This is a genomic window from Pseudomonas sp. FW215-R2 (assembly GCF_058789255.1).
Window position 1 is genome coordinate 39,721 of the sequence record NZ_JBYTBO010000022.1, and the last position, 21,428, is coordinate 61,148.

Consider the following 21,428-nt stretch of genomic DNA (forward strand, 5'->3'; position numbering starts at 1 on the left):
TGCCATGCCCGATTCGACCACGCTGTCGCTGCCGTTCAACCCTGCCGGCATCGAACTCGATCGCCGCAAAGGCCTGAGCCGTCAGCTCTATCAGGCCTTGCGCCTGCGGGTGCTCGACGGACGCCTGGCCAGCGGCACACGCCTGCCGGCCAGTCGCGATCTGGCGGCGGCATTGACGATTTCCCGCAACAGCGTGGTGCGTGCTTACGATCAGTTGTATGCCGAAGGCTTTATCGAAGGGCGGGTCGGGGACGGTACTTATGTGGCGCAGTTGCCCCAATCGACGACACCGACGAAAAAATTATCCACAAAAGTATCCACAGGGTTTTCAACAGGCTTACCCACAGCCTTATCCACAAAACCGGTCGATTCCACTGGGGATTTATCCAGCAAAGTTATCCACAGCGGTGCGATGCAGCGGCTTGAACAGAACCATTTACCTACGCCGCCGAGTGGTCCGCCACGGGCTTTCAGGGTGGGTGTTCCGGCGTTCGATCTGTTCCCGTTCGACGTCTGGGCCAAGCTGAATGCGGCGTTCTGGCGTAAACCCGATTTGCAGCAACTGTGTTACGGCGACCCGGCGGGCGATGCGCGGCTGCGCGGACTGATCGCTGCCTATTTGCGCAGTTCGCGGGGCATGCAGTGCTCCGCTGAGCAAATTGTGATCACCAGTGGCGCACAGCAAGGAATCAGCCTTTGTGCACAGTTGCTGGTGGAGCCTGGCGCCGGCGTGGGCATCGAGAATCCCGGCTACCGCGCAGCGGGGCATGCCTTCGCGCTGGCCGGCGGTCGATTGCACGGCATTGCGGTGGATGAGGAGGGCATCGATTGCGCAGCGCTGTCTGCCGCCGAAGATTGTCGGGTGGCTTATGTCACGCCGTCTCATCAATACCCGACAGGGGTGGTGATGAGCCTGGCGCGACGCCTGGAATTGCTGGCCTGGGCCGAGCGCACCGGTGGCTGGATCGTCGAGGACGATTACGACGGCGAGTATCGCTACACCGGCGCCCCCTTGGCTCCGCTGGCTGCGCTCGACCGCCAGGGTCGCGTCTTGTACGTCGGCACCTTCGGCAAAGTCGCGTTCCCGGCGCTGCGCCTGGGTTATCTGATGTTGCCGCCGGGGTTGGTGGAGGCGTTTGCGCAACGTCGCGCAGTGGATGTCCGGCATTCCGAGGTGAGCACCCAGGCGGTGATGGCCGAGTTCATGGCGGCCGGGCACTTTCAGCGGCACATCCGGCGGATGCGCCGGGCTGCACTCAGCCGGCGCAATGCGCTCATCAATGGTTGGCCCCAGGGTTTGGCGGGTGTCGGCGAACTGCCGGCCGTGTCCGCCGGACTGCATTTGACGGTGGCGGTCGACAGCGTGGCCCGCGAACAGCAACTGATCGAACAGGCCGCCAGCGTCGAGGTGGAAATCCACGGCTTGAGCAAGTACTGGCTGCCGGACTCGACGACGCCGATCGATCAGCGCGCCGGTCTGGTGCTGGGTTTTGCGGCGGTGCCGGAGCCGGCGATCGAGTCGGCTCTGGCCCGCTTGCGCGAAGTCTGGCGCAGTTAATCATCTTTCGGTCGAGCGTCGGCCTGTGGTTTGAGGAACAGGTCGCGCACCTGCGGATCGACGATACGCCGTAGCGCATTGTCGACGGCGTCGAAGGTGTCCAGTGTCTGGCGGGTTTTGTCATCCAGCGTTTGCAGATACGCATCGGCGAATTTCAGATGGGCAATGGTGTACAGCTCATCCGCATCCCCGAGCTGGTCGTAATGAAAGTGCGCGACCCATAGCGGTTTGTTTGCGTTGGCCTTGTCGAGAATCCGGTACTCCTGAAAGTAGTCCCCGCGATACCGGGTGCGAATGCGTCCGCGTGGGTCCTTGATCACGTTGACCTGCCCGTTGTCGTGCAGCCAGTGGAAATAGGTTTCCCGAGGTTTGCGTTGTTTGAGCATGGCTGCGTAGGTCGCAATGCCGTCGGCGTGGGTGCGGGTTGCGCCTTCGCGCAGGCTTGGGATGAGGGAGGCGATGGGCCAAGGATCCTTCCTGGCATTTTTTCTTCGGGTGATCGCGCTGTCGACGTCGATGGCCATCTGTTTGAGGCGGTCGACTTGCTGTTCGAACATGTCGCGGATGTCAGCGGGAATACGCCCCGGTCGCTTGGCGTCCTCGCGGGTTTTCCTGTTGAAGCTCTCGATGTTCGCTTCAAGCGCCATTGCCGCTGAAACAATATCCTCGTCATCGGCGGGCGCCGTCGGTTCGGGTCTTTGCGCGGTGAGTTTGACGAACGATGTCTCGGCCTCCGACTCGCCGCTCTGGGCCATGGGGGCTGACTCACCTGTTTCGGGGCGTGGACGACTTTTGCTCACCTTCACTTTCGGCTGCGACGTTGAAGGCTGCGGCCGGGACTTGACGGGGGCGGGTCGTTCTTCCGGTTCGGGCAATTCTGTGGTCAGGCGTTCGCGGGCCACTTCATGAAACTCGCCGATCAGCTCGCGAATCCTGTCGAGCCTGGCCTGGACGAACTGGCCGGGATGGGCCGCAGGCAATTGCTCCACGCGTTCACCGAGGCTGGCGAAGAGGTCGTTCCACTGCGATAAACGTTCGATCCGCGCCGGCTGTCCATCCGCGATCACCGCGGTTTTACTCAGCAGGATCAGCTCATGACTGGCATCGGCAGCCGTGGCCGTGATGATCCCGATCGCGGCGCGGGCGGCGTCCATGGCGGCTCCCGGCGTCTCCTCCACACAGCGCTCGTAGGACATGCCGATTTCATTGGCCTTGAGATCGAGTGTGTTGAAGTCTGGCAGCAGCAATTCCAGCCTCGTGGCCACCTCTCTGGCCTTGGCTGAATGGCTGTTCAATATCTGGAGCGAGCGATCCAGGGTCTGTAGGGTGCCAATCATTTCGTCGCTCAACGCGGTGGCGACGGTGGCGATTTCGATCTGTTGCTTGCGCGGTACCAGTGTGTGTTGGTTCGCGCTGTCGACAAAGATCTGTGTGGTCTTGGCGTACATCCGCATTTTCACCCGCAGCCACGAGCCGAAACAGCGGTGCTGACCCAGGGTCAGGCTCATCAGTCTGGCCTGGTGTACCGAGCCACCGCCACCCGCCAGACGCCAGTTTTCGAGTTGGTCCAGCGCCTGGGTGTACTCATTGCCCAGCTTCGTGGCCCTGTCCAGATAGATGGACGCGGAGTGCTCGAATCCGGCTTCGCTGGTGTCCCGTGGAAGGGCCACCAGCGCTCGCAGCAGTTGTGTTTTCGCCTCGGTTTCGCGGGCTTCAAATCGCTCCAGCTCAGACCAGGCAGCCTCCATTGACTGCTTTTTGGAGCGGCGGAACGCCTCGATCCGGCTTTTCGGCATGCCGCCGCGCAAGCGCAGTTTCGGGTCCCAGTGCCATTGCTCGGTAGTTTCATCGTATGTCAGCGCCATGCCGATACGCAGTGGATCGGCCGGATCGACGATGTGCACCGGCTCGTCTGCCCGGGCGATCACCTGGAACCAGCGCGTGCCGACCCGGGCGCAGGTCTTGCCGTCGAGGGTGTACAGGTGAGTGACCGGTGAGGCTCGTTTCCCGCTCAAGTCAGGTGCGGAGATCTTGAAGCGGTCGAGCATCGCGATGAAGCGTGCGCTGGAGTCGGGTCGCAGCAGTGTCCCCTGTTCGAGTTGAGTGAGATGCCCGGCAGGCACCTCGCCAGTGATGGCAACCGGGTCGAGCGTGACTGACGGTGTGACTTCTGGTGCGGACTCCTCTTTCTCCGGCGACAGTCGGGCCGTTTCGCGGGATTCCTTCTGGTGTGGCAGCCACGAGCGGTTGCGTCGCGCCACGACGCGTTGGGTCAGGATGATGCCGAGCGTCAGCAGAACATCGGCGGTGGATTGCCAGGCCACGAGGGTGTCGTCGCGTTCATGGGTATCGATCGCCTGCTGGATCTGCGTGATGGTCTGCCAGACCCAGACGGCGGTACCCGCCGCGCCGCTCATGAAGTTCGCAGCAACGCTGAACATCGCCCAGCCGCTGTCCGCCAGAAGTGCCCAGCGTCGTTCGCTGTTGGACTGCGACTGGCGGTTTGCAAGATCGACCAGTGCCTGGCTGTTGGCGGTGTACAGCGAGGCAAGGATGTCGCCGCCGAGGGGGGTGTCCGCCAGTTCGATCGGGCCGGTCAGGTCAAGGTGCATGAACGGTTCGGTGGCCAGTTGAGTGACGATCCACGGCGAGGGCAGGCCGACCGGGAAGGCGTACTGCGAGTACTCGAAACTCAGTGCTGCACTGCCCAGCCAGGCCAGTACCGAATTGCGCAGTTCGCCATCCTGATACAGCGCGTACATCAGGTTTTGCAGAGAGGCGAACTGCATCAACGGTGTGTCCAGCAGCGGCCGGTACAACAGGCAAGGGCCCTGGGTATGGTCTCGCGGACAGATGATGAACATGTTGGCGACAACGTCCGAACGCCTGCTCAAGCGGCGGCGAGGGACGAATGCCAACGGACGGATCGTCACCGAGTGGTCGGCTGTTGGAAGTTTGCGGGTGATGGCATCCATCAATTGGCAGACGTAGTCATAACCTTGCTGATCGACGTCGCCCTGGTGCTTGAGCTTGCATTCCAGTGCAAGCATCGGCAGGAGTGTCGGCAGCTGGCGCATGTAGCGGGTCTTTTGCTCGCCCGCCCGGATCGGGTCATCGATCAGTGCGCGTTTGATCAGTTGCGGGTAATGACCGCCGATGTCGACCTTTTCCGCGATTGTGGTGAGAAAGTCCACAGTCAGCCAGGCAGGTACGGCTCGGTCATTATCGAAGGCGATCGTGGCTTGGTAGGGCGGGGCGTTTTGCAGGGCGAACTCACCCAGGGTCTCGTGTATTCGGTCAAATGGATTGGGCAGGGTGAAGCCACCGGTTTCGAGGCTGTTGGTCACACTGATCCGCAGGTGTTCCAGAGGCAGTCCGGCGGCGCCCTCGGCGCTTTTGTCGGCGATGATTGCTTCGCGCATGCGGCGTTCGGCGTAGGGCTTGATCAGGGGAATGTCGTCATCCCTGAAAACACCCTTCTCGACGTCGTCACGCAAGGTGCCGAGCTCGGCAATGTAGCGACTGTAGTCCTGCAGATCATGGAGGGAGCCGGCTTGCAGCCAATCGGGAACGGCCTCTTCCAACTGGTCGAGCCGGGCTCGTTCGAGCGGATTGAAACGGCCGCGGCTCTGTCTTGCGGGGGAGGCATGGGCACTGATCGACTGGTTGGCGGGGTCCAGTGCCTCGATCGCGCCAAGCTGATTGCTGATCAGCGCCTGTGCAACGGCGTCGAAGATATGCCCTTCGGGTTCGATCAGGCGCCATTTCAGGGAGCGCTCGGACAGCTCGGGATCGAGTCGCTGTGGCAATGTTTCGCCCAGCGCGACCAGCGACTCGAAGGACTCATAGCCATCGGCAACGGTGTACATCAGGATCCGTTGCCGCTGTTTGACGGTGGCAGTCAGCACCAGTGCGCCGGCAATGAGCAGGTGCGTGCTGTCCTTGCCGTCAACCAGGTCGATGTCCATCAGGCAGGCTTTCAGCCCGCTGAAATCGCTGTTCACTGTCGAGCGTTCTGCCCGATCCGGATGCTGCGCAACAAATCGCGCCAGTGCGCACTCGTCGGCATCCCAGCCACTGGCCGTCTGCACATTCGCGGCCGAACACAACAGGTCGGACAGTTCTTGCCAGCGCGGCTGGGTGCCGGCGGACTCATTCCAGTAATCGAGTTGGCGCTGCTGGTATTCGAGGAACAGAAACGGTGCAAGGTCGTTCACCAGCGAGGTGACGTCGTCCATGCTCACCGGCAGGAGGATGGGCGGAGTGGCGTCGGGTGTGCGGGTCAGGAAGTGCTCGCCTTCGATGTAATCGGCCGTGGTTCTGTTCAAACAGTGCTGGATAAAGGCATGGGTCAGGGATTCGAAGGCAAAGACCCCGGTGGCGTTCTGTGTGTCATCGGTTTCGCGCAGAGGCGTCGCGAGCATCGTGCGATCCGGATCGATGTGTTGGTCGGGATGGCTTTTTATCAGTGCTTCGCGCAACAGCGCCGAGGCGACTTGATGGAGCGAGTAGCCCCGGCCGGTCAGTTCGACCAGCCGGCTCTGTTTCAGCAAGGGAGGGGAAACGCTGGGCGTAGTGATGGCGGCAGGTTCAGTCATGGTCGTGTCCATGGGGGAAAACCGGCACATTAAAATTCCGGCCACGGCACGCTGCGGTACATAGATCTCGCAGACAAAAAAAGACCCGCGGGTGCGGGTCTGGTGAGTTGTTACGCGTCAGGTGCCGGACTTGATCTTGGTCCACGCCCGGGTGCGTGCCCGTTCCGCATCACGCGGCAACGGTTGCAGGGTGTAGAGCGTATTCATCGCCGCATCCGTCGGGTACAGGTTGGGGTTGTTGCGGATTGCCGGATCGACATGTTCGGTGGCGTCCTTGTTCGGGTTCGGGTAACCGACAAAGTCGCTGACCGGCGCGATCACCTGCGGTTGCAGCAGGTAGTTGATGAAGGTGTAGGCGTCCTGCGAGTTTTTCGCGCCTTTCGGGATGGCGAGCATGTCGAACCAGATCGGCGCCCCTTCCTTCGGCAGGCGCATGTCGACCACCACGCCGTTCTTCGCCTCTTTGGCGCGGTTGGCGGCTTGCGAGAAGCTGCCCGAATAACCGACCGCGACGCAGATGTCACCGTTGGCGATATCGGCCATGTACTTGGACGAATGGAAGTAGGTCACGTACGGACGAATCTTCATCAGCAAGGCTTCGGCCTTGGCATAGTCCGCCGGGTTCTTGCTGTTGGGGTCGAGGCCGAGGTGTTGCAGGGCCAGCGGCAGGATCTCCGATGGCGAGTCGAGCAGGGCGACGCCGCACTGCTTGAGCTTGCTGATGTTCTCTTCCTTGAAGATCAGGTCCCAGCTGTCCACCGGCGCGTTGTCACCCAGTGCAGCCTTGACCTTGGCCGGGTTGAAGCCGATCAGGATGGTGCCGTACATGTAAGGCACGGCGAACTTGTTGCCCGGGTCGTTGGCCTCGATCAGCTTCATCAGTTTCGGATCGAGGTGGTTCCAGTTCGGCAACTGGCTGCGATCCAGCGGCTGGAACACCCCGGCTTCGATCTGCTTGGCCAGGAACACGTTGGACGGCACCACCACGTCATAGCCGGAGTTGCCGGTCAGCAACTTGGCCTCCAGTGCTTCGTTGGTGTCGAAGATGTCGTAGACCAGTTTGGTCTGACTGTTCTGCGCCTTGAAATCTTCCAGTGCCTTGGGGGTGATGTAGTCGAACCAGTTGTAGACGCGCAGGGTGCGTTCTTCGGAGTGTGCGGCGCCGCTCAGTAGTGCCGCACAAAGCGCGGGAGCGATGAAGTGCTTGAGTCTGTTCATTGTTCGAAACCTTCGAGCACGTTCACCGCGTTGATGCCGATTTCTTCCACCGCGTAGCCACCCTCCATGACGAACAGGGTCGGTTTGCCGAGAGCGGCGATGCGCTTGCCCATGGCCAGGTAATCCGGGCTGTCGAGCTTGAACTGCGAGATCGGATCGTCCTTGAAGGTGTCGACGCCCAGCGACACGACGATGATGTCGGCGCCGTAGTTGTCGATCTCCTGGCAGGCCTGATCCAGCGCCGCACTCCAGACATCCCAGCCGGAACCCGCCGGCAGCGGATAGTTGAAGTTGAAGCCTTCACCGGCCCCTTCGCCGCGCTCATCTTCATAACCGAGGAAGAACGGGAATTCCGCTTCCGGGTGGCCGTGGATCGAGGTGAAAAGCACATCGCTGCGCTCGTAGAAAATCGATTGGGTGCCGTTGCCGTGGTGGTAGTCGACGTCGAGGATCGCGACTTTCTTGTGGCCCTGATCGAGGAATGCCTGCGCAGCGATGGCGGCGTTGTTGAGGTAGCAGTAGCCGCCCATCAAATCGCCGGCGGCGTGGTGTCCCGGCGGACGGCACAGGGCGAAGGCTCCGCGCGCACCGCGCTGGATTTCCGCTTGTGCGGTCAGCGCCACTTGCGCTGCGCTGTACGCGGCTTGCCAGGTGCCGGCGGTGATCGGCGCGCCGCCGTCGAAGCTGTAATAACCGAGCTGGCCGTGCAGGCTGGTCGGCTTGACCTGACGCAAGGTGCGCGCCGGCCAGGTGTAGGGCAGCAAGTCGCCGTCGGTGTTGAATTCGGTCCAGCGCGCCCAGGCGCCTTTGAAGAAGTCGAGGTAGTCGCGGCTGTGGATGCGCTCGATCGGCCCGAGGCCGAAATCCTTCGGTGCTTCGACCGGGCCGAGGTTTTGGTTTTTCACCCGTTGCAGCACGTGGTCGGCGCGCGACGGCATCTCGAAGCAAGGCTTGAGCTGGCCGTCGATCAATTCGCAGCGGCCATGGTGCAGGTGGTGATCGTCAGAGTAGATCGTCAGCATTTGTTGTTCTCCGCAGGGCTGATTCGGTTGACCCCAGTGTTGCGGCGCGGGGCCAATCGGAGAACGTCAGGAGCGGCCAAAAGGGGATCGATATGGCCAAAAGAACTGACCGAAATTCGCCCCTTGGACGGATAAGGCGCCCCAGGAAGGGGCGCCGTTCGGATTCAGAGGCGAGTCGCGGTTTTGCCAATGGCGGCTTGATGGCGATCAAGTACCTCAAGCCAATCCGGACGCTGTCGTTGTTCCAGCATCTTGCGCAATGCGCTGTAGGCATCGTCCGTACAGGGCTCACCCAGCGTTGGGTCGGCCCCTTTTTCCAGCATCAGCGTGAACAGCTCAAGGACCTGCTGGTGGTCGATCTCTCGATCCATGTCGCCTCTGGGGGCCTGGCTGGCGAGGAGGTACAGAACCGAATCCAGGCGGTCTCGTTCATGGCAACGTCCGGCAGGGTAGACAAGATTCAGTTGCGCACCGGCTTCAACCAGACGTTTTGCTGCCGAATAGTTGTTGCGGTAGATCGCTTCGTACAACGCGGTTCTCTGTTCTTTGCTTTGTCGGCGATCGAGGTTCTGAGGATGCTTGAGCAGCCAGTTGAACAGCTCGTCATCTTTACCCGATGTACGTTGCATCAGCAGGGTCTCACCCCGCGCATCGGGCTCGTCGATGGCGGCGCCGGCATTGAGCAGAAACTCGGTTCGCCGGCCCTGTTGCGGATCCTTGTCGGCTTTGAGGTCTTTGTTGAATGCTTGCATCACCAGCGGCTCGCTGCCGTTGATGCCGCTGGTTTCAGCCCCACGGTCGAGCAGCAGGCGGGCGATGGTGAAGTTCGGCGCATCCAGTGCGTGCAACAAGGCACTTCGGCCGTCCTCGGCCAGGGTTTTGGCCTGGAGGCCACTGTCGAGCAACTGCCGTACACGCGGTTCGTCCTGCTGGTCCACGGCCTCGATCAATGGCCATTGTGCCTGGCAGGCCTGAGGTTCGGCCCGGGCTAGTCCCAGCCTCTGAACCACGCGCTCCGGAACGCTCAGATTTCGCTGCAGGCGCAGACCGCAGTAAATCCGGTAATACTCCTGCGCCAATGCGTATTGGGTCGTGTAGGCGGGTGCTTTTTCATAGCCTTTCCAGGCCTGATCCGCGAGGTTGAGATAGACCGGAATGCGTTGTGGTGCGCGACGTGCTACTTCCAGCAGCCATTGCCGGGAAGCTTCGTCTGGCGCCAGTTCACTTTTCCAGTAAGCAATGTCGTTGAGCTGGCCGGGGAAGTCTTTCTGATCGGCACCGATTCGGCGAAAGTCCTGGTTCAAAAACAGCTCATCGACCTTCTTCAGTCCAGGGCCTTTGTCGCTGGTCTTGCTCAGTTGCTGGTGCAGCTCCCACAGTTGCAGGGCGCCGTCGCCAGCCTGGTAGGGCTGTGGATCGACTTCGATACTCAGAGGGGCATCGGGTACGCTGTAACGCATGGCGTCCCGGGCTCCTTCGATGCCTTTGAGCCAGGTGTCGAGCACGGTTGCAGAAGTTTCCTGCAGCGGTTGGAACGACAGCAGGTGATCGTTGCGCACCCGTCCCAACGCCATCAATGGTTCACCGGGCGTGCGCCAGTCGATCAGCAGGTAGCGCTTGGTTTCCCAGCCACTGGTTTTGACACAGTCGAAACTCAGGGTATCGACCACGATACCCGGCGCGATGTCGGTGCGCATGGCCGACGAGCTCAGATTCATGTACTGAAACTCGGTGATGCAACTGTGAAACTCTTCGGCGGTGAGCAATGGGATCGGTCCCAGTTTGTGCACACGTTCGCGGTAGTTCTCATCGCTGTAAACGTTCAGGTAGAACAGACCGCGAAAGCTGCTGAGCAAGCCTGTCAGAGGTTTCGCAACTCCGGGCGTTTCAGCCGCGGCGGGGATCGGAATGATGGTTTTGCCATATTCGGGTGCGTCAACCACCGAGTGCGGCGGGAGCCCCCACCAGTTCAGTTCGATGGCCTGCGCGGCCAATGGCAGGTTGAACAGTGCAGCGAGCAAGGCAAGGCGTGAATAGCGACGGAAAAGAAGCATCAAGCAAAAACACCGGCAATGGGGGCGGGCCGCGTAATGTAGTGCAGTCAGTTGTGCGATGCCTGATTTATCTCAAGCGCGGAACTGACTCGGCGCCACACCGCTCCAGCGCACGAACGCATGGCGGAAGCTCGCGGTCTCGCTGAAACCCAGGGTCTCGGCGATGCGGTAGATCGGTAGTTGATCTTCGCAAAGCATCTGCTTGGCCCGTTCGAAACGCAGTTCGTCGAGCAGCTCCTGATAGCTGCAACCCATGTCTTTCAGATGCCGGCGCAAGGTGCGCGGCGAGCAGTTCATCTGTTGCGCCAGACCTTCCAGCCCCGGTGCGGCGTTGAGTTGTGCGGTCAGCAACTGGCGGATCCGCCCGAGCCACGCCTGCCTGCCGGTGAACTCGGTGTTCTGTTTGCGGCAACGTTCGGCCATGGCCTGGTGGGTGATGATGTCGGCCAGCGGCAGCGGCTGATCGAGCCAGCGCCGGTCGAAGGCAAAGGCGTTGTCCTTGGCACCAAAGTGCAGGGGCGCGTTGAAATGTTCGGCGTAGCTGTCGCGGTAATCCGGCGCGGCGTGTTCGAAACGGGTGGCGAGTAGTGGCAGTGGATGGCCGAGCAGGTCATCGCAGATGACTTTCAGCGACACCAGACAGAACTCCGCGTTGAACACCGCCATCCCCGGGCTTTCGCGGTAATCGGCAGCGACGAACCAGATGCGTTCGCCGTCGTCCTCCAGGCTCAGCTCGAAAAGTGTTCCCAGCAGCGCCGGATAACGGATCGCCAGGCGCAAAGCGTCACCGAAGGTGGCACAGGTCAGCAGCGCGTAACCGAGGATGCCGTAGCAGGAAACGTGCATGCGCCGGCCCAGTTCCAGGCCGATGTCGTGCTTGAGCGCGACTGCGTTGGCGCAGACCTGCATCTCCTGATTGGTGGTGATGCGGGTGTCGGCCCGGCTCAGGTCCGCCGCGCTGATGCCGCTGCCGGCGAGCAGCGCTTCACTGGACAAGCCTTCGGTCTTGAACGTGTTGAGGATCAACGAGACCGCATTGAGTGTGGTGAGGTGGGAGTGGAGCATAAGATCTTCCAGCCTTGGGATGCTGGAAACGGCAGCAAGTTGCATGCCGGGCTGTGGGAGCAGAGGGGCTCCCACAGCTTGTTGCGATCAGATGAGTTCGCCGCACAGGTCGAGTTCGACCAGGCGCCGCACTTCGGCCGTTTCAAGGCCTGCACCCAGCAAAGCATTCAACTTGCCGAACGCTGCCTCACGGGTCATGCCGCCACCGGACAACACGCCAACGCCACGCAAGCGGCTGCCCGCTTCGTAGATATCCAGTTCCACACCACCTTCATGGCACTGCGTGACCGCAACCACGACGACACCCTTATCCCGCGCACGGCCGAGGCTGGCGAGGAACTCTGGATTGTCGCTCGGCCCGGTACCGCTGCCGTAGCACTCCAGCACCAGACCCTGAATGCCGCTGTCGAGCAGGCCGTCGATGATCCCGGAGCCGATGCCCGGGAACAGCGGCAACACCGCAACCCTGGTCAGTTGCTTGGGCTGGTTGTAGTTCAGCGCGGCTGGCAGCGAGGTGGCTTTCACGCCGCCGCCCTGACGTTCCAGACGTTTGAACGGATGACGGCCGAAGCTGCGCACTTTCGCGCAACGGGTCGGCGCCAGCAGCTCGCCGTGGAAATACAGATGCACACCCGGCGCCAGGCCGTGGCCGAGGGCGACCAGCGCGCCGCTGAGGTTTTCCCAGGCGTCGCTGTCGGTGACGCCGGCCGGCAGCATCGAACCGGTGAAGCACACGCGGGCATGCAGGCCGAGCAACTGGAAGCTCATGGCGGCGGCGCTGTAGGCCAGGGTGTCGGTGCCGTGCAGGATCAGCACGCTGTCGCAGCCTTGCACATCAACGGCGTCGACGACGGCTTCACGCAGTTGCTGCCAGTAGGTCGGGGTCATGTTGGCGCTGTCGATCAGCGGCGACATCTCGCGAAAGCGCCACTGCGGCACCACCAGCTCAGGCTGACTGTGCAGGTAATCGCGCATCCGCGCTTCGAAACCGGAAGCCGGGGCCAGGCCGTTCGCGCTGGCCTGCATGCCGATGGTGCCACCGGTGTACAGCACCATGACGTGCTGGGCGGCAGGGTAGGTCGAGGAATTCATGGGGAGTTCTCCTGAACGAAGACAGCATGCGGTCGAGCATGACGCCGACCGCCGCTTGTGTCACGCCGGGCGCAAGACCTGCGCCCGGTTTTTACCCGGTCAGCGTTGCGCTGCGGGGATGCCTTGCGGCTGAGCGTCAGCCTTGGCAGCAACCGACGGGCTGGTCGGCCAGGCCTTCAGGTCCAGGTCCAGATCGGTAAATTTGCTGGAGTCGAACACTGGCTGGCTGACGCCGGCGCGGCGCTGCTCGTCGTAGTCACGCATCACGCGCATGCCGACCTTGAACAGCATGGCCAGGGCTATCAGGTTGACGAAGGCCAGGCAGGTCATGGTGATGTCGGCGAAGGCGAACACGGTCGACAGATCCTGCATCGAACCCCAGACCACCAGCGCCAGCACCAGGCCGCGGAAAGTCATCAGCGCAGCGCGGTTGCGGGTGAGGAACTGCAGGCTGTTCTCGCCCAGGTAGTAGTTGTAGAGGATGCAAGTGAAGACGAACAGCGACAGCGCGACGCTGACGAACATGCGACCCCAGTCACCGACCACGGCGGCCAGCGAGTTCTGGGTCAGGACGATGCCGTCACCTTCGAAGCCCGGGGTGTAGAAGCCCGACAGCAGGATCAGCAGCGCGGTGCAGGTGCAGATCACGAAGGTGTCGAGGAACACACTGAAAGCCTGAACCACGCCCTGAGCGCCCGGGTGCTTCACGGCGGCCACGGCGGCGACGTTCGGCGCACTGCCCAGGCCCGCTTCGTTGGCGAATACGCCACGTTTCACGCCCATGACAATCGCGCTGCCGAGCAGGCCGCCGAAGGCCGGGTCGAGACCGAAGGCGCTCTTGAAGATGGTTTCCAGCATGGCTGGCACGTGTTCGATCTGGGTGCCGATCACGTACAGGGTCACGCCGATATAGGCCAGGGTCTTGATCGGTACCAGCAGGTCGGACACCGAAGCGATGCGCTTGATGCCGCCGATGAAGGTGATGGCCAGCAGCACTGCCAGGACGATACCGGTGTGTTGCGGGTCGAACGCAAAGGCGTTTTGCAGCGAGTGGGTCACGGTGTAGGACTGCAGGCCAATGAAGGCGAAGCCGTAGGTGACCAGCAACAGGATCGAGAACACCACCGCCATGCCTTTGAGCTTCAGGCCGTGCTGGATGTAGTAGGCCGGGCCACCACGGTACAGGCCGTCGCCATCGGCGCGCTTGTAGACCTGGGCCAGGGTACATTCGAAGAAGCTGCTGGACATTCCGACCAGTGCAGTCACCCACATCCAGAACACCGCACCCGGACCACCGAGGGTCACGGCGATGCCGACACCGGCGATGTTGCCTGCACCGACGCGGCCGGCGAGGCTGAGCATCAGGGCCTGGAACGAGCTGAGTTGCCCGGCGCTGCCTTTGAGGCTGTCGCGGAACACCGCGAACATGTGGAAGAAGTGACGCAATTGAACGAAACGCGAGCGAATCGTGAAGTAGCTACCGAGCCCGACAATGAGCACGATCAGTACTTTCCCTGAGAGGAAGTCGTTGATGACTTCGAGCATGGATTTTTCCTCGCTGTTTTTTGTGTAAGCAAATACTGGATGGTCGGAAACATCGCGTTACACCGGTGTGCGTTCGGCACGACAGGCGAGGCGAGGGTTTCGTCCCGGTTCCATTTCGCGGGTTTGTTATTAGTTCGGGTTTCGCATGGGTTATGGCCTCGTTACCGACGACCGCTCACGCGAAGAGGGGCGGCACTATACCGATCAGTGCGGCGCCCGTCTGCACGGTTGTGGTGCAAGCGACGAAACGAGGCTTTGAAACACCCGACGTTACCGGCGTCGGGCTTTTGCGGGATGGCTCCCACAGAAGACGTTTGTCCTTTCAAATAGTTAAAAAAAAGGGCTTGGAGAATGATCTCCAAGCCCTCAAAAGGTGAGAGGTGTCTAGTCCCTCGACCTGGTGAGCGGTGCTACAAGTAACGCGTCGGATCAGCCCTTCAGAGGCACCAGACGCGGAGCAATCATGTTTTCCGGGCGCAGGATGTCGGCGAGCATGGCTTCGTCGAGCAGACCTTCTTCGCGCACCAGTTCCAGCACGCCGCGGCCGCTTTCAAGGGCGATACGGGCGATGCGGGTGGCGTTTTTGTAGCCGATGTACGGGTTCAGTGCGGTGACCAGGCCGATCGAGTGTTCGACCAGTTCGCGGCAGCGCGCTTCGTTGGCAGTGATGCCGACGATGCAGTGCTCGCGCAGCATGTCCATGGCGCGTTGCAGCAGACGGATCGAGTCGAGGATCTTGAAGGCGATCAGCGGCTCCATCACGTTCAATTGCAGTTGGCCGCCTTCGGCTGCCATGGTCAGCGCCAGATCGTTACCGATGACCTGGAATGCCACCTGGTTCACGGCTTCCGGAATAACCGGGTTGACCTTGCCTGGCATGATCGAGCTGCCTGGCTGACGCGCCGGCAGGTTGATTTCGTTGATGCCGGTACGCGGGCCGCTGGACAGCAGGCGCAGGTCGTTGCAGATCTTCGACAGCTTGACCGCGGTGCGCTTGAGCATGCCGGAGAACAGCACGAAGGCGCCCATGTCGGAGGTGGCTTCGATCAGGTCGGCGGCTGGAACCAGCGGTTGACCGCTGATCAGTGCCAGACGCTGTACGGCCAGGGCCTGATAGCGCGGGTCGGCGTTGATGCCGGTGCCGATCGCAGTGCCGCCCAGGTTCACTTCAGTCAGCAGTTCCGGGGCCAGCGTCTTCAGACGGGCCAGGTCTTCGCCCATGGTGGTGGCGAAAGCGCGGAACTCTTGACCCAGGGTCATCGGCACGGCGTCTTGCAGCTGGGTACGACCCATCTTCAGGACGTGGTTGAATTCTTGACCCTTGGCCGCGAATGCCTGAATCAGGCTGTCGAGGCTGGCCAGCAGCGCGTCGTGACCCAGCAGCAGACCCAGGCGGATCGCGGTCGGGTAGGCGTCGTTGGTCGACTGCGCCATGTTGACGTCGTCGTTCGGGTGCAGGTACTGGTACTCGCCTTTCTGGTGACCCATCGCTTCCAGAGCAATGTTGGCGATCACTTCGTTGGCGTTCATGTTGGTGGAGGTACCGGCGCCACCTTGAATCATGTCGACCACGAACTCTTCGTGGAAATCGCCGCGGATCAGACGTGCACAGGCTTCGCTGATGGCAGCGTGCTTGGCTTCACTCAGGTGACCCAGCTCACGGTTGGCGTCAGCAGCGGCCTGTTTGACCATTGCCAGGCCGACAACCAGCTTCGGGTAGTGCGAAATCGGAACGCCCGAGAGACGGAAGTTGTTCACCGCTCGCAGGGTCTGGATGCCGTAATACGCTTGAGCAGGGACTTCGAGGGCGCCAAGCAGGTCGTTTTCTGTGCGGAATGATGCAGCGGAGGACATGATAGAAATCATCTCGATATGGACCCGGTCTGTGCCGGAACGCTGCGAATGCTAGGCTTGTGGGAAATTTTGGGCCAATGCTGTTAAACACTGCCCTATGCACATTCGGCATAATGCCCGTGTGACGCCGCGTGCGCGGCAGACGTGTGACCTGTTTTGGTGCGTGTCCGGGAGGACGTGATGAATCTGGAAAGCAAATGGCTCGAGGACTTCAGTGCTCTGGCCGCCACCCGCAGCTTCTCGCAGGCGGCCGAACGGCGCTTCGTGACCCAGCCGGCCTTCAGTCGGCGGATCCGCAGCCTGGAGGCGGCGCTCGGGCTGACGCTGGTCAACCGCTCGCGCACGCCGGTCGAACTGACGGCGGCGGGGCAACTGTTTCTGGTGACCGCGCGCACGGTGGTCGAACAGCTCGGCGAAGTGCTGCGCCACCTCCATCATCTGGAAGGCGGGCAGGGCGAAGTGATTCAAGTGGCGGCGGCGCACTCGCTGGCGCTCGGTTTCTTCCCGCGCTGGATCGCGCAACTGCGCAACGAAGGCCTGAACATCGCCACGCGGCTGGTGGCGACCAACGTCGGCGATGCCGTGCACGCGCTGCGTGAAGGTGGCTGCGATCTGATGCTGGCGTTCTACGACCCGGACGCAGCGATGCAGATGGACCCGGAAATTTTCCCGTCGCTGCACCTGGGGCAGACCGAAATGCTTCCGGTGTGCGCGGCGGATGCCAATGGCAAACCGCTGTTCGATCTTGAAGGCGAGGCCAGTGTGCCGTTGCTGGCCTACAGCGCCGGGGCGTTTCTCGGGCGCTCGGTGAACGGCTTGTTGCGCCAGCGTGCGCTGCGCTTCACCACTATTTATGAAACCGCCATGGCCGACAGCCTGAAAAGCATGGCCCTCGAAGGCCTCGGCATTGCCTGGGTGCCGCAACTGAGCGTGCGCAATGAGCTCGCCCGTGGCGAATTGGTGGTGTGCGGCGGCCCGCAATGGCACGTGCCGCTGGAAATTCGCCTGTACCGCTGCGCGCTGGTGCGCAAGGCCAATGTACGGTTGTTGTGGCGCAAGCTTGAAGGCGGTGCGGCACAATCTTCCTGAATGCGCTGGCGCTGACCTCTGAGTCAATAAAACCGGGGCTTTGGCTCATTTGACAGATGGTCGCATCGGGGGCTGTTTATTGCTTTCTTTGCGGTATACTGCGCGGCCTTCGGCCGGTTCGTCCGGCCATTTTTCCTACAACAAGCCACGCATTCTGCGTGGCTTGTTGTTTTTGACGCGCCTGCGGGCGCCCAGAGAGAAGAGGCGCGACGATGAGTGCACTGGTTGGCGTGATCATGGGCTCCAAGTCCGATTGGTCCACCCTTAGCCACACCGCCGATATGCTGGAAAAGCTCGGCATCCCGTACGAGGTCAAGGTGGTTTCTGCCCACCGCACCCCGGATCTGCTGTTCCAGTACGCCGAAGAGGCTGAAGGCCGCGGCATCGAGGTGATCATCGCCGGTGCCGGTGGCGCAGCCCACCTGCCAGGCATGTGTGCGGCCAAGACCCACCTGCCGGTGCTGGGCGTACCGGTGCAGTCGGCGATGCTCTCGGGCGTCGATTCGCTGCTGTCGATCGTGCAGATGCCGGCCGGCATCCCGGTTGCCACCCTGGCCATCGGCAAGGCGGGCGCGATCAACGCAGCCTTGCTGTCTGCGAGCATCCTGGGCGCCAAGCATCCACAATTCCACGCGGTACTGAAGACCTTCCGTGCCGAGCAGACAGACAGCGTCCTGGACAATCCAGACCCACGTATTGCCTGAGGTTGTTGAGATGAAGATCGGTGTAATCGGTGGCGGCCAGTTGGGTCGCATGTTGGCCTTGGCGGGCACCCCGCTGGGCATGAACTTCGCTTTCCTCGACCCTGCGCCGGACGCTTGCGCCGCTGCACTGGGGGAACACCTGCGGGCCGATTACGGCGATCAGGATCACCTGCGTCAGCTGGCCGATGAAGTCGATCTGGTGACCTTCGAGTTCGAAAGTGTCCCGGCTGAAACCGTGGCGTTCCTTTCGCAATTCGTGCCGGTCTACCCGAGCGCCGAAGCCCTGCGCATCGCTCGCGACCGCTGGTTCGAGAAGAGCATGTTCAAGGACCTGGGGATCCCGACCCCGGCGTTCGCCGACATCCAGTCGCAAGCCGATCTGGACGCCGCCGTCGCTTCGATCGGTCTGCCGGCCGTGCTGAAAACCCGCACCCTGGGTTACGACGGCAAGGGCCAGAAAGTCCTGCGCAAGCCTGAAGACGTGGTCGGCACATTCGCCGAGCTGGGCAGCGTGGCCTGCCTGCTGGAAGGCTTCGTGCCGTTCACCGGCGAAGTGTCGCTGATCGCCGTGCGCGCCCGTGATGGCGAGACGAAGTTCTATCCATTGGTGCACAACACCCACGACAGCGGCATTCTCAAGCTGTCGATCGCCAGTACCGATCACCCGTTGCAGGCCCTGGCCGAAGGCTACTCCAGCCGCGTCCTCAAGCAGCTGGACTACGTTGGCGTGATGGCATTCGAGTTCTTTGAAGTCGACGGTGGCCTCAAGGCCAACGAAATCGCCCCGCGCGTGCACAACTCCGGGCACTGGACCACCGAAGGCGCCGAGTGCAGCCAGTTCGAAAACCACCTGCGGGCCGTAGCCGGTCTGCCGCTGGGTTCGACCGCCAAGGTCGGCGAGAGCGCGATGCTCAACTTCATCGGTGTCGTTCCGCCGGTTGAAAAAGTCATCGCCATCGACGATTGCCACCTGCATCACTACGGCAAGGCTTTCAAGGCCGGGCGCAAGGTCGGTCACGCCAACCTGCGCTGCAAGGACAAGGCGACGCTCGAGCAGCAGATCCTCAAGGTCGAAGCGCTGATCGCCGAGTAACAACAGTTTCATGTGGCAGCGGCGGAACCATTAGGGGCCGCCGTTCTCTGATGGCAGGATGCCAAAGTCTGGCTAGGCTATAGCCAATCAATCAGAGGGAAATGCCATGGGAATTATCGGAACCATTTTTATCGGCCTGATCGTTGGCCTGCTGGCACGGTTCCTGAAACCGGGCGATGACAGCATGGGCTGGATCATGACCATCCTGCTGGGCATCGGCGGTTCGCTGGCAGCCACTTACGGCGGTCAGGCCCTGGGCATTTATCACGCGGGCCAGGGTGCAGGCTTCATCGGTGCGCTGGTAGGCGCGATCATCCTGCTGGTGATCTACGGCCTGATCAAAAAGAACTGATCCAAAGCGACAAAGCCCTCTCTGCCAAACCGGTGGAGAGGGCTAGAATGCTCGGCGATTGACTGTTTCCTCCTTCCTGCGAGCATCTTCATGCGCCGTCTTCTGTTGACTCTCCTTTTGCTGGGCAGCGGTCTGGCCCACGCCGGCGATCTGCCGGAAACCGACTGGCTGGAACTGATGCCCAAGTCGGATCAGAAAGCCCTCGAGGCCATGCCTGAAATCGACCACAACTCCCCGGAAGCCACCGGCACCTTCACCGAGAAGGGCGGGATGAAGCAGGCCAAAGGTTTGCCGGCGGTGATGTACTCGACCAAGACCGTGGCGTCGATGAACGACAAACACATCCGCATCGGCGGTTATCCGGTGCCGCTGGAGTCCGACGCCAAGGGCCGCAGCACGTTGTTTTTCCTGGTGCCGTACCCGGGCGCGTGCATCCACGTGCCGCCACCGCCGCCGAACCAACTGGTGCTGGTGCGTTATCCAAAGGGTTTGAAGCTGGACGACATCTATACACCGCTGTGGGTGACCGGCACGCTGAAGATCGAAAAGGTCAGCAATGACCTGGCCGATGCGGCGTATGCGCTGGAGGCGGACAAGGTGCGGGTGGTGCAGGAAAAGGATCTGTAATTCCGAGCGGCAAAAAAAATCGCAGCCCTTGGGCTGCGATTTTTGTTTTCAGAGTGGCTGGCTGCCGACGCTGACACCCATGGTGTGGCTGGCCTCCGGTGCCAGGGTCACCACATCGTCCATCACGTTCGCCGTCTCGATGCACAGCATGCGCTGCCAGCCATCGTTGTCCATGTCGCTGAACGCGGCGGCGCGGTCGATCCACGGGTTCCAGATCACCGCCGTGCGTGAACCGGTAGCGGTCAGCACGATGCGTCGTTCCCAGGCTGGATCGACGATGCTCAGTTGCGGCGGAGCATCGAGGTAGATGCGGTCGGTTTCCCCGGCAAAACGCAGGTCGCCTTGCTGGTTGTGCGTCTTCCAGTCATCCAGGGTCTCGATGTAATCCAGGCCGTCCACGCCTTCGACGCGCACGTTGCGCACATCGCTGACGGCGAAGTAACTGTGCAGCGCCTGGCTGATGCTGACGGTGTCGGCGCCACGGTTGTGGCTGGTCAGGCTGATGTGCAGTTGATCGTCGAGGCGCAGGGTCAGGGTCAGATCGACCTGATGCGGCCAACCCGGGAAACCACCTTCCGGGTAGGGCAGCTTGAACTCCACTTTCAGGCTTTCGCCCTCGGTTTCGATACCGCCCAGTTCCCAATCCATCGCCCGGACAAACCCGTGGGCGGCGGCCGGTTCCTCGCTGACACGCATCGTCTGCACGCTCTGCGGGTTGCGGGCAAAGACGCCGAACCACGGCCAGCACACCGGCACGCCGGCGCGGATGCTCTTGCCGGTCTTGAACACGGCCTTGTCGTTCAGCCAGATCAGCGGCGGCTGGCCGTCCACCTGATAACTGAGGATGTGCGCGCCTTGCTGGGCGACCAGCACTTCGGCCTGACCGTGGCGGATGCGCCAGCAGTTCAGTTCATCCAGTTTCACGGCTTCAACGTTGGGCGTGTTCATGGGACAACTCTCGAATCAGCAACTTGGGACGACTATCGACCTTCAAACGGCCGCGAGGTTTAACGTGCGCGTGGCGGAACCGAACGGGTGCGACCGCTGCCATCGATGGCAACGAACACGAACACCGCTTCGGTCACTTTACGCCACTCGCTGGACAGCGGGTCGTCGCTCCACACCTCGACCATCATCTGGATCGAGCTGCGGCCGATTTCCAGGGTCTGGGTATAAAAGGACAATTGCGCGCCGACAGCCACCGGCACCAGAAACGCCATGCGATCGATGGCAACGGTCGCGACACGGCCACCGGCGACGCGGCTGGCCATTGCAGTGCCGGCCAGGTCCATCTGCGCCACCAGCCAGCCGCCGAAAATATCGCCAAAGCCGTTGGTTTCGCGAGGAAGCGCGGTGATTTGCAGGGCCAGGTCGCCTTGCGGGATCGGATCTTCTTGTTCGAGCTCTATCATGCCGGGGGTGCCTCTGACCCGTGACTCTTCGTTGGGTATTGCTGGTGGTAGCCGTCTTCAGGAAAAACGATTCAGCACCGAACATACTACGTTCGTCACGTTTTCCATAAGGCAACTAAAGGGGAAACTCTGCGAAACCGACTGC

At 61.7% G+C, this 21,428-nt stretch carries 16 protein-coding genes; 6 read left to right on the forward strand and 10 right to left on the reverse strand.

Translation table 11 applies throughout. From position 1 onward, the window contains the following. Window positions 1-4 precede the first annotated feature (4 nt). Window positions 5-1,558: a MocR-like pyridoxine biosynthesis transcription factor PdxR gene (pdxR, locus tag AC3WRD_RS24760; RefSeq protein ID WP_102620653.1), complete on the forward strand. Its 1,554-nt coding sequence runs from the start codon at window positions 5-7 to the stop codon at window positions 1,556-1,558. Here pdxR and AC3WRD_RS24765 read toward each other — a convergent pair. From AC3WRD_RS24765 to aspA, 8 genes are all read right to left on the reverse strand, one after another. Continuing rightward, window positions 1,555-6,156, reverse strand: coding sequence for a dermonecrotic toxin domain-containing protein (locus AC3WRD_RS24765; RefSeq protein ID WP_102620654.1), 4,602 nt, complete (start codon window positions 6,154-6,156; stop codon window positions 1,555-1,557). The two genes, pdxR and AC3WRD_RS24765, sit on opposite strands and share 4 nt — an antisense overlap. A 117-nt stretch (window positions 6,157-6,273) precedes the next feature. Next, window positions 6,274-7,374, reverse strand: a complete 1,101-nt coding sequence (locus AC3WRD_RS24770) for a polyamine ABC transporter substrate-binding protein (RefSeq protein WP_102620655.1) — start codon at window positions 7,372-7,374, stop codon at window positions 6,274-6,276. Beyond that, window positions 7,371-8,396: a histone deacetylase family protein gene (locus tag AC3WRD_RS24775; protein ID WP_007954279.1), complete on the reverse strand. Its 1,026-nt coding sequence runs from the start codon at window positions 8,394-8,396 to the stop codon at window positions 7,371-7,373. Before AC3WRD_RS24775 ends, AC3WRD_RS24770 begins: the two co-directional genes overlap by 4 nt. A gap of 164 nt (window positions 8,397-8,560) precedes the next feature. Next, window positions 8,561-10,450 carry an ankyrin repeat domain-containing protein gene (locus tag AC3WRD_RS24780; RefSeq protein WP_102620656.1) on the reverse strand — a complete coding sequence of 630 codons (1,890 nt, stop codon included), beginning with the start codon at window positions 10,448-10,450 and terminating at the stop codon, window positions 8,561-8,563. Between the two features lie 72 nt (window positions 10,451-10,522). After that, the gene (locus AC3WRD_RS24785; protein ID WP_102620657.1) at window positions 10,523-11,515 is read right to left on the reverse strand and encodes an AraC family transcriptional regulator; all 993 of its coding nucleotides are present in this window, start codon (window positions 11,513-11,515) and stop codon (window positions 10,523-10,525) included. Between the two features lie 87 nt (window positions 11,516-11,602). Beyond that, the gene (locus AC3WRD_RS24790; protein WP_102620658.1) at window positions 11,603-12,607 is read right to left on the reverse strand and encodes an asparaginase; all 1,005 of its coding nucleotides are present in this window, start codon (window positions 12,605-12,607) and stop codon (window positions 11,603-11,605) included. A gap of 99 nt (window positions 12,608-12,706) precedes the next feature. Beyond that, window positions 12,707-14,152 carry an alanine/glycine:cation symporter family protein gene (locus AC3WRD_RS24795; protein WP_102620659.1) on the reverse strand — a complete coding sequence of 482 codons (1,446 nt, stop codon included), beginning with the start codon at window positions 14,150-14,152 and terminating at the stop codon, window positions 12,707-12,709. Between the two features lie 429 nt (window positions 14,153-14,581). Beyond that, window positions 14,582-16,006 carry an aspartate ammonia-lyase gene (aspA, locus tag AC3WRD_RS24800; RefSeq protein WP_096817152.1) on the reverse strand — a complete coding sequence of 475 codons (1,425 nt, stop codon included), beginning with the start codon at window positions 16,004-16,006 and terminating at the stop codon, window positions 14,582-14,584. A gap of 180 nt (window positions 16,007-16,186) precedes the next feature. Here aspA and AC3WRD_RS24805 point away from each other — a divergent pair, with 180 nt between their 5' ends. The 5 genes from AC3WRD_RS24805 (at window position 16,187) to AC3WRD_RS24825 (ending at window position 19,871) form a co-directional block, all read left to right on the forward strand. Continuing rightward, window positions 16,187-17,095, forward strand: a complete 909-nt coding sequence (locus AC3WRD_RS24805; protein WP_096817154.1) for a LysR substrate-binding domain-containing protein — start codon at window positions 16,187-16,189, stop codon at window positions 17,093-17,095. A gap of 212 nt (window positions 17,096-17,307) precedes the next feature. Further along, on the forward strand, window positions 17,308-17,799 hold the full coding sequence (purE, locus tag AC3WRD_RS24810; RefSeq protein ID WP_007954291.1) for a 5-(carboxyamino)imidazole ribonucleotide mutase: 492 nt from the start codon (window positions 17,308-17,310) through the stop codon (window positions 17,797-17,799). Window positions 17,800-17,809: 10 nt separating this feature from the next. Next, window positions 17,810-18,892 carry a 5-(carboxyamino)imidazole ribonucleotide synthase gene (locus AC3WRD_RS24815; protein ID WP_102620660.1) on the forward strand — a complete coding sequence of 361 codons (1,083 nt, stop codon included), beginning with the start codon at window positions 17,810-17,812 and terminating at the stop codon, window positions 18,890-18,892. A gap of 106 nt (window positions 18,893-18,998) precedes the next feature. Then, window positions 18,999-19,244 (forward strand): GlsB/YeaQ/YmgE family stress response membrane protein, encoded by a 246-nt coding sequence (locus AC3WRD_RS24820; protein ID WP_096817158.1) that lies wholly within the window; start codon window positions 18,999-19,001, stop codon window positions 19,242-19,244. Between the two features lie 90 nt (window positions 19,245-19,334). Further along, a complete protein-coding gene (locus AC3WRD_RS24825; protein ID WP_096817160.1) occupies window positions 19,335-19,871 on the forward strand; it encodes a DUF3299 domain-containing protein in 537 nt (178 codons plus the stop codon). Between the two features lie 48 nt (window positions 19,872-19,919). On the opposite strand, the gene AC3WRD_RS24830 is transcribed toward AC3WRD_RS24825, so the two are convergent. After that, window positions 19,920-20,819 carry a D-hexose-6-phosphate mutarotase gene (locus tag AC3WRD_RS24830; RefSeq protein ID WP_102620661.1) on the reverse strand — a complete coding sequence of 300 codons (900 nt, stop codon included), beginning with the start codon at window positions 20,817-20,819 and terminating at the stop codon, window positions 19,920-19,922. Window positions 20,820-20,878: 59 nt separating this feature from the next. Continuing rightward, a complete protein-coding gene (locus AC3WRD_RS24835) occupies window positions 20,879-21,283 on the reverse strand; it encodes an acyl-CoA thioesterase (RefSeq protein ID WP_003229628.1) in 405 nt (134 codons plus the stop codon). Between the last annotated feature and the right edge of the window lie 145 nt (window positions 21,284-21,428).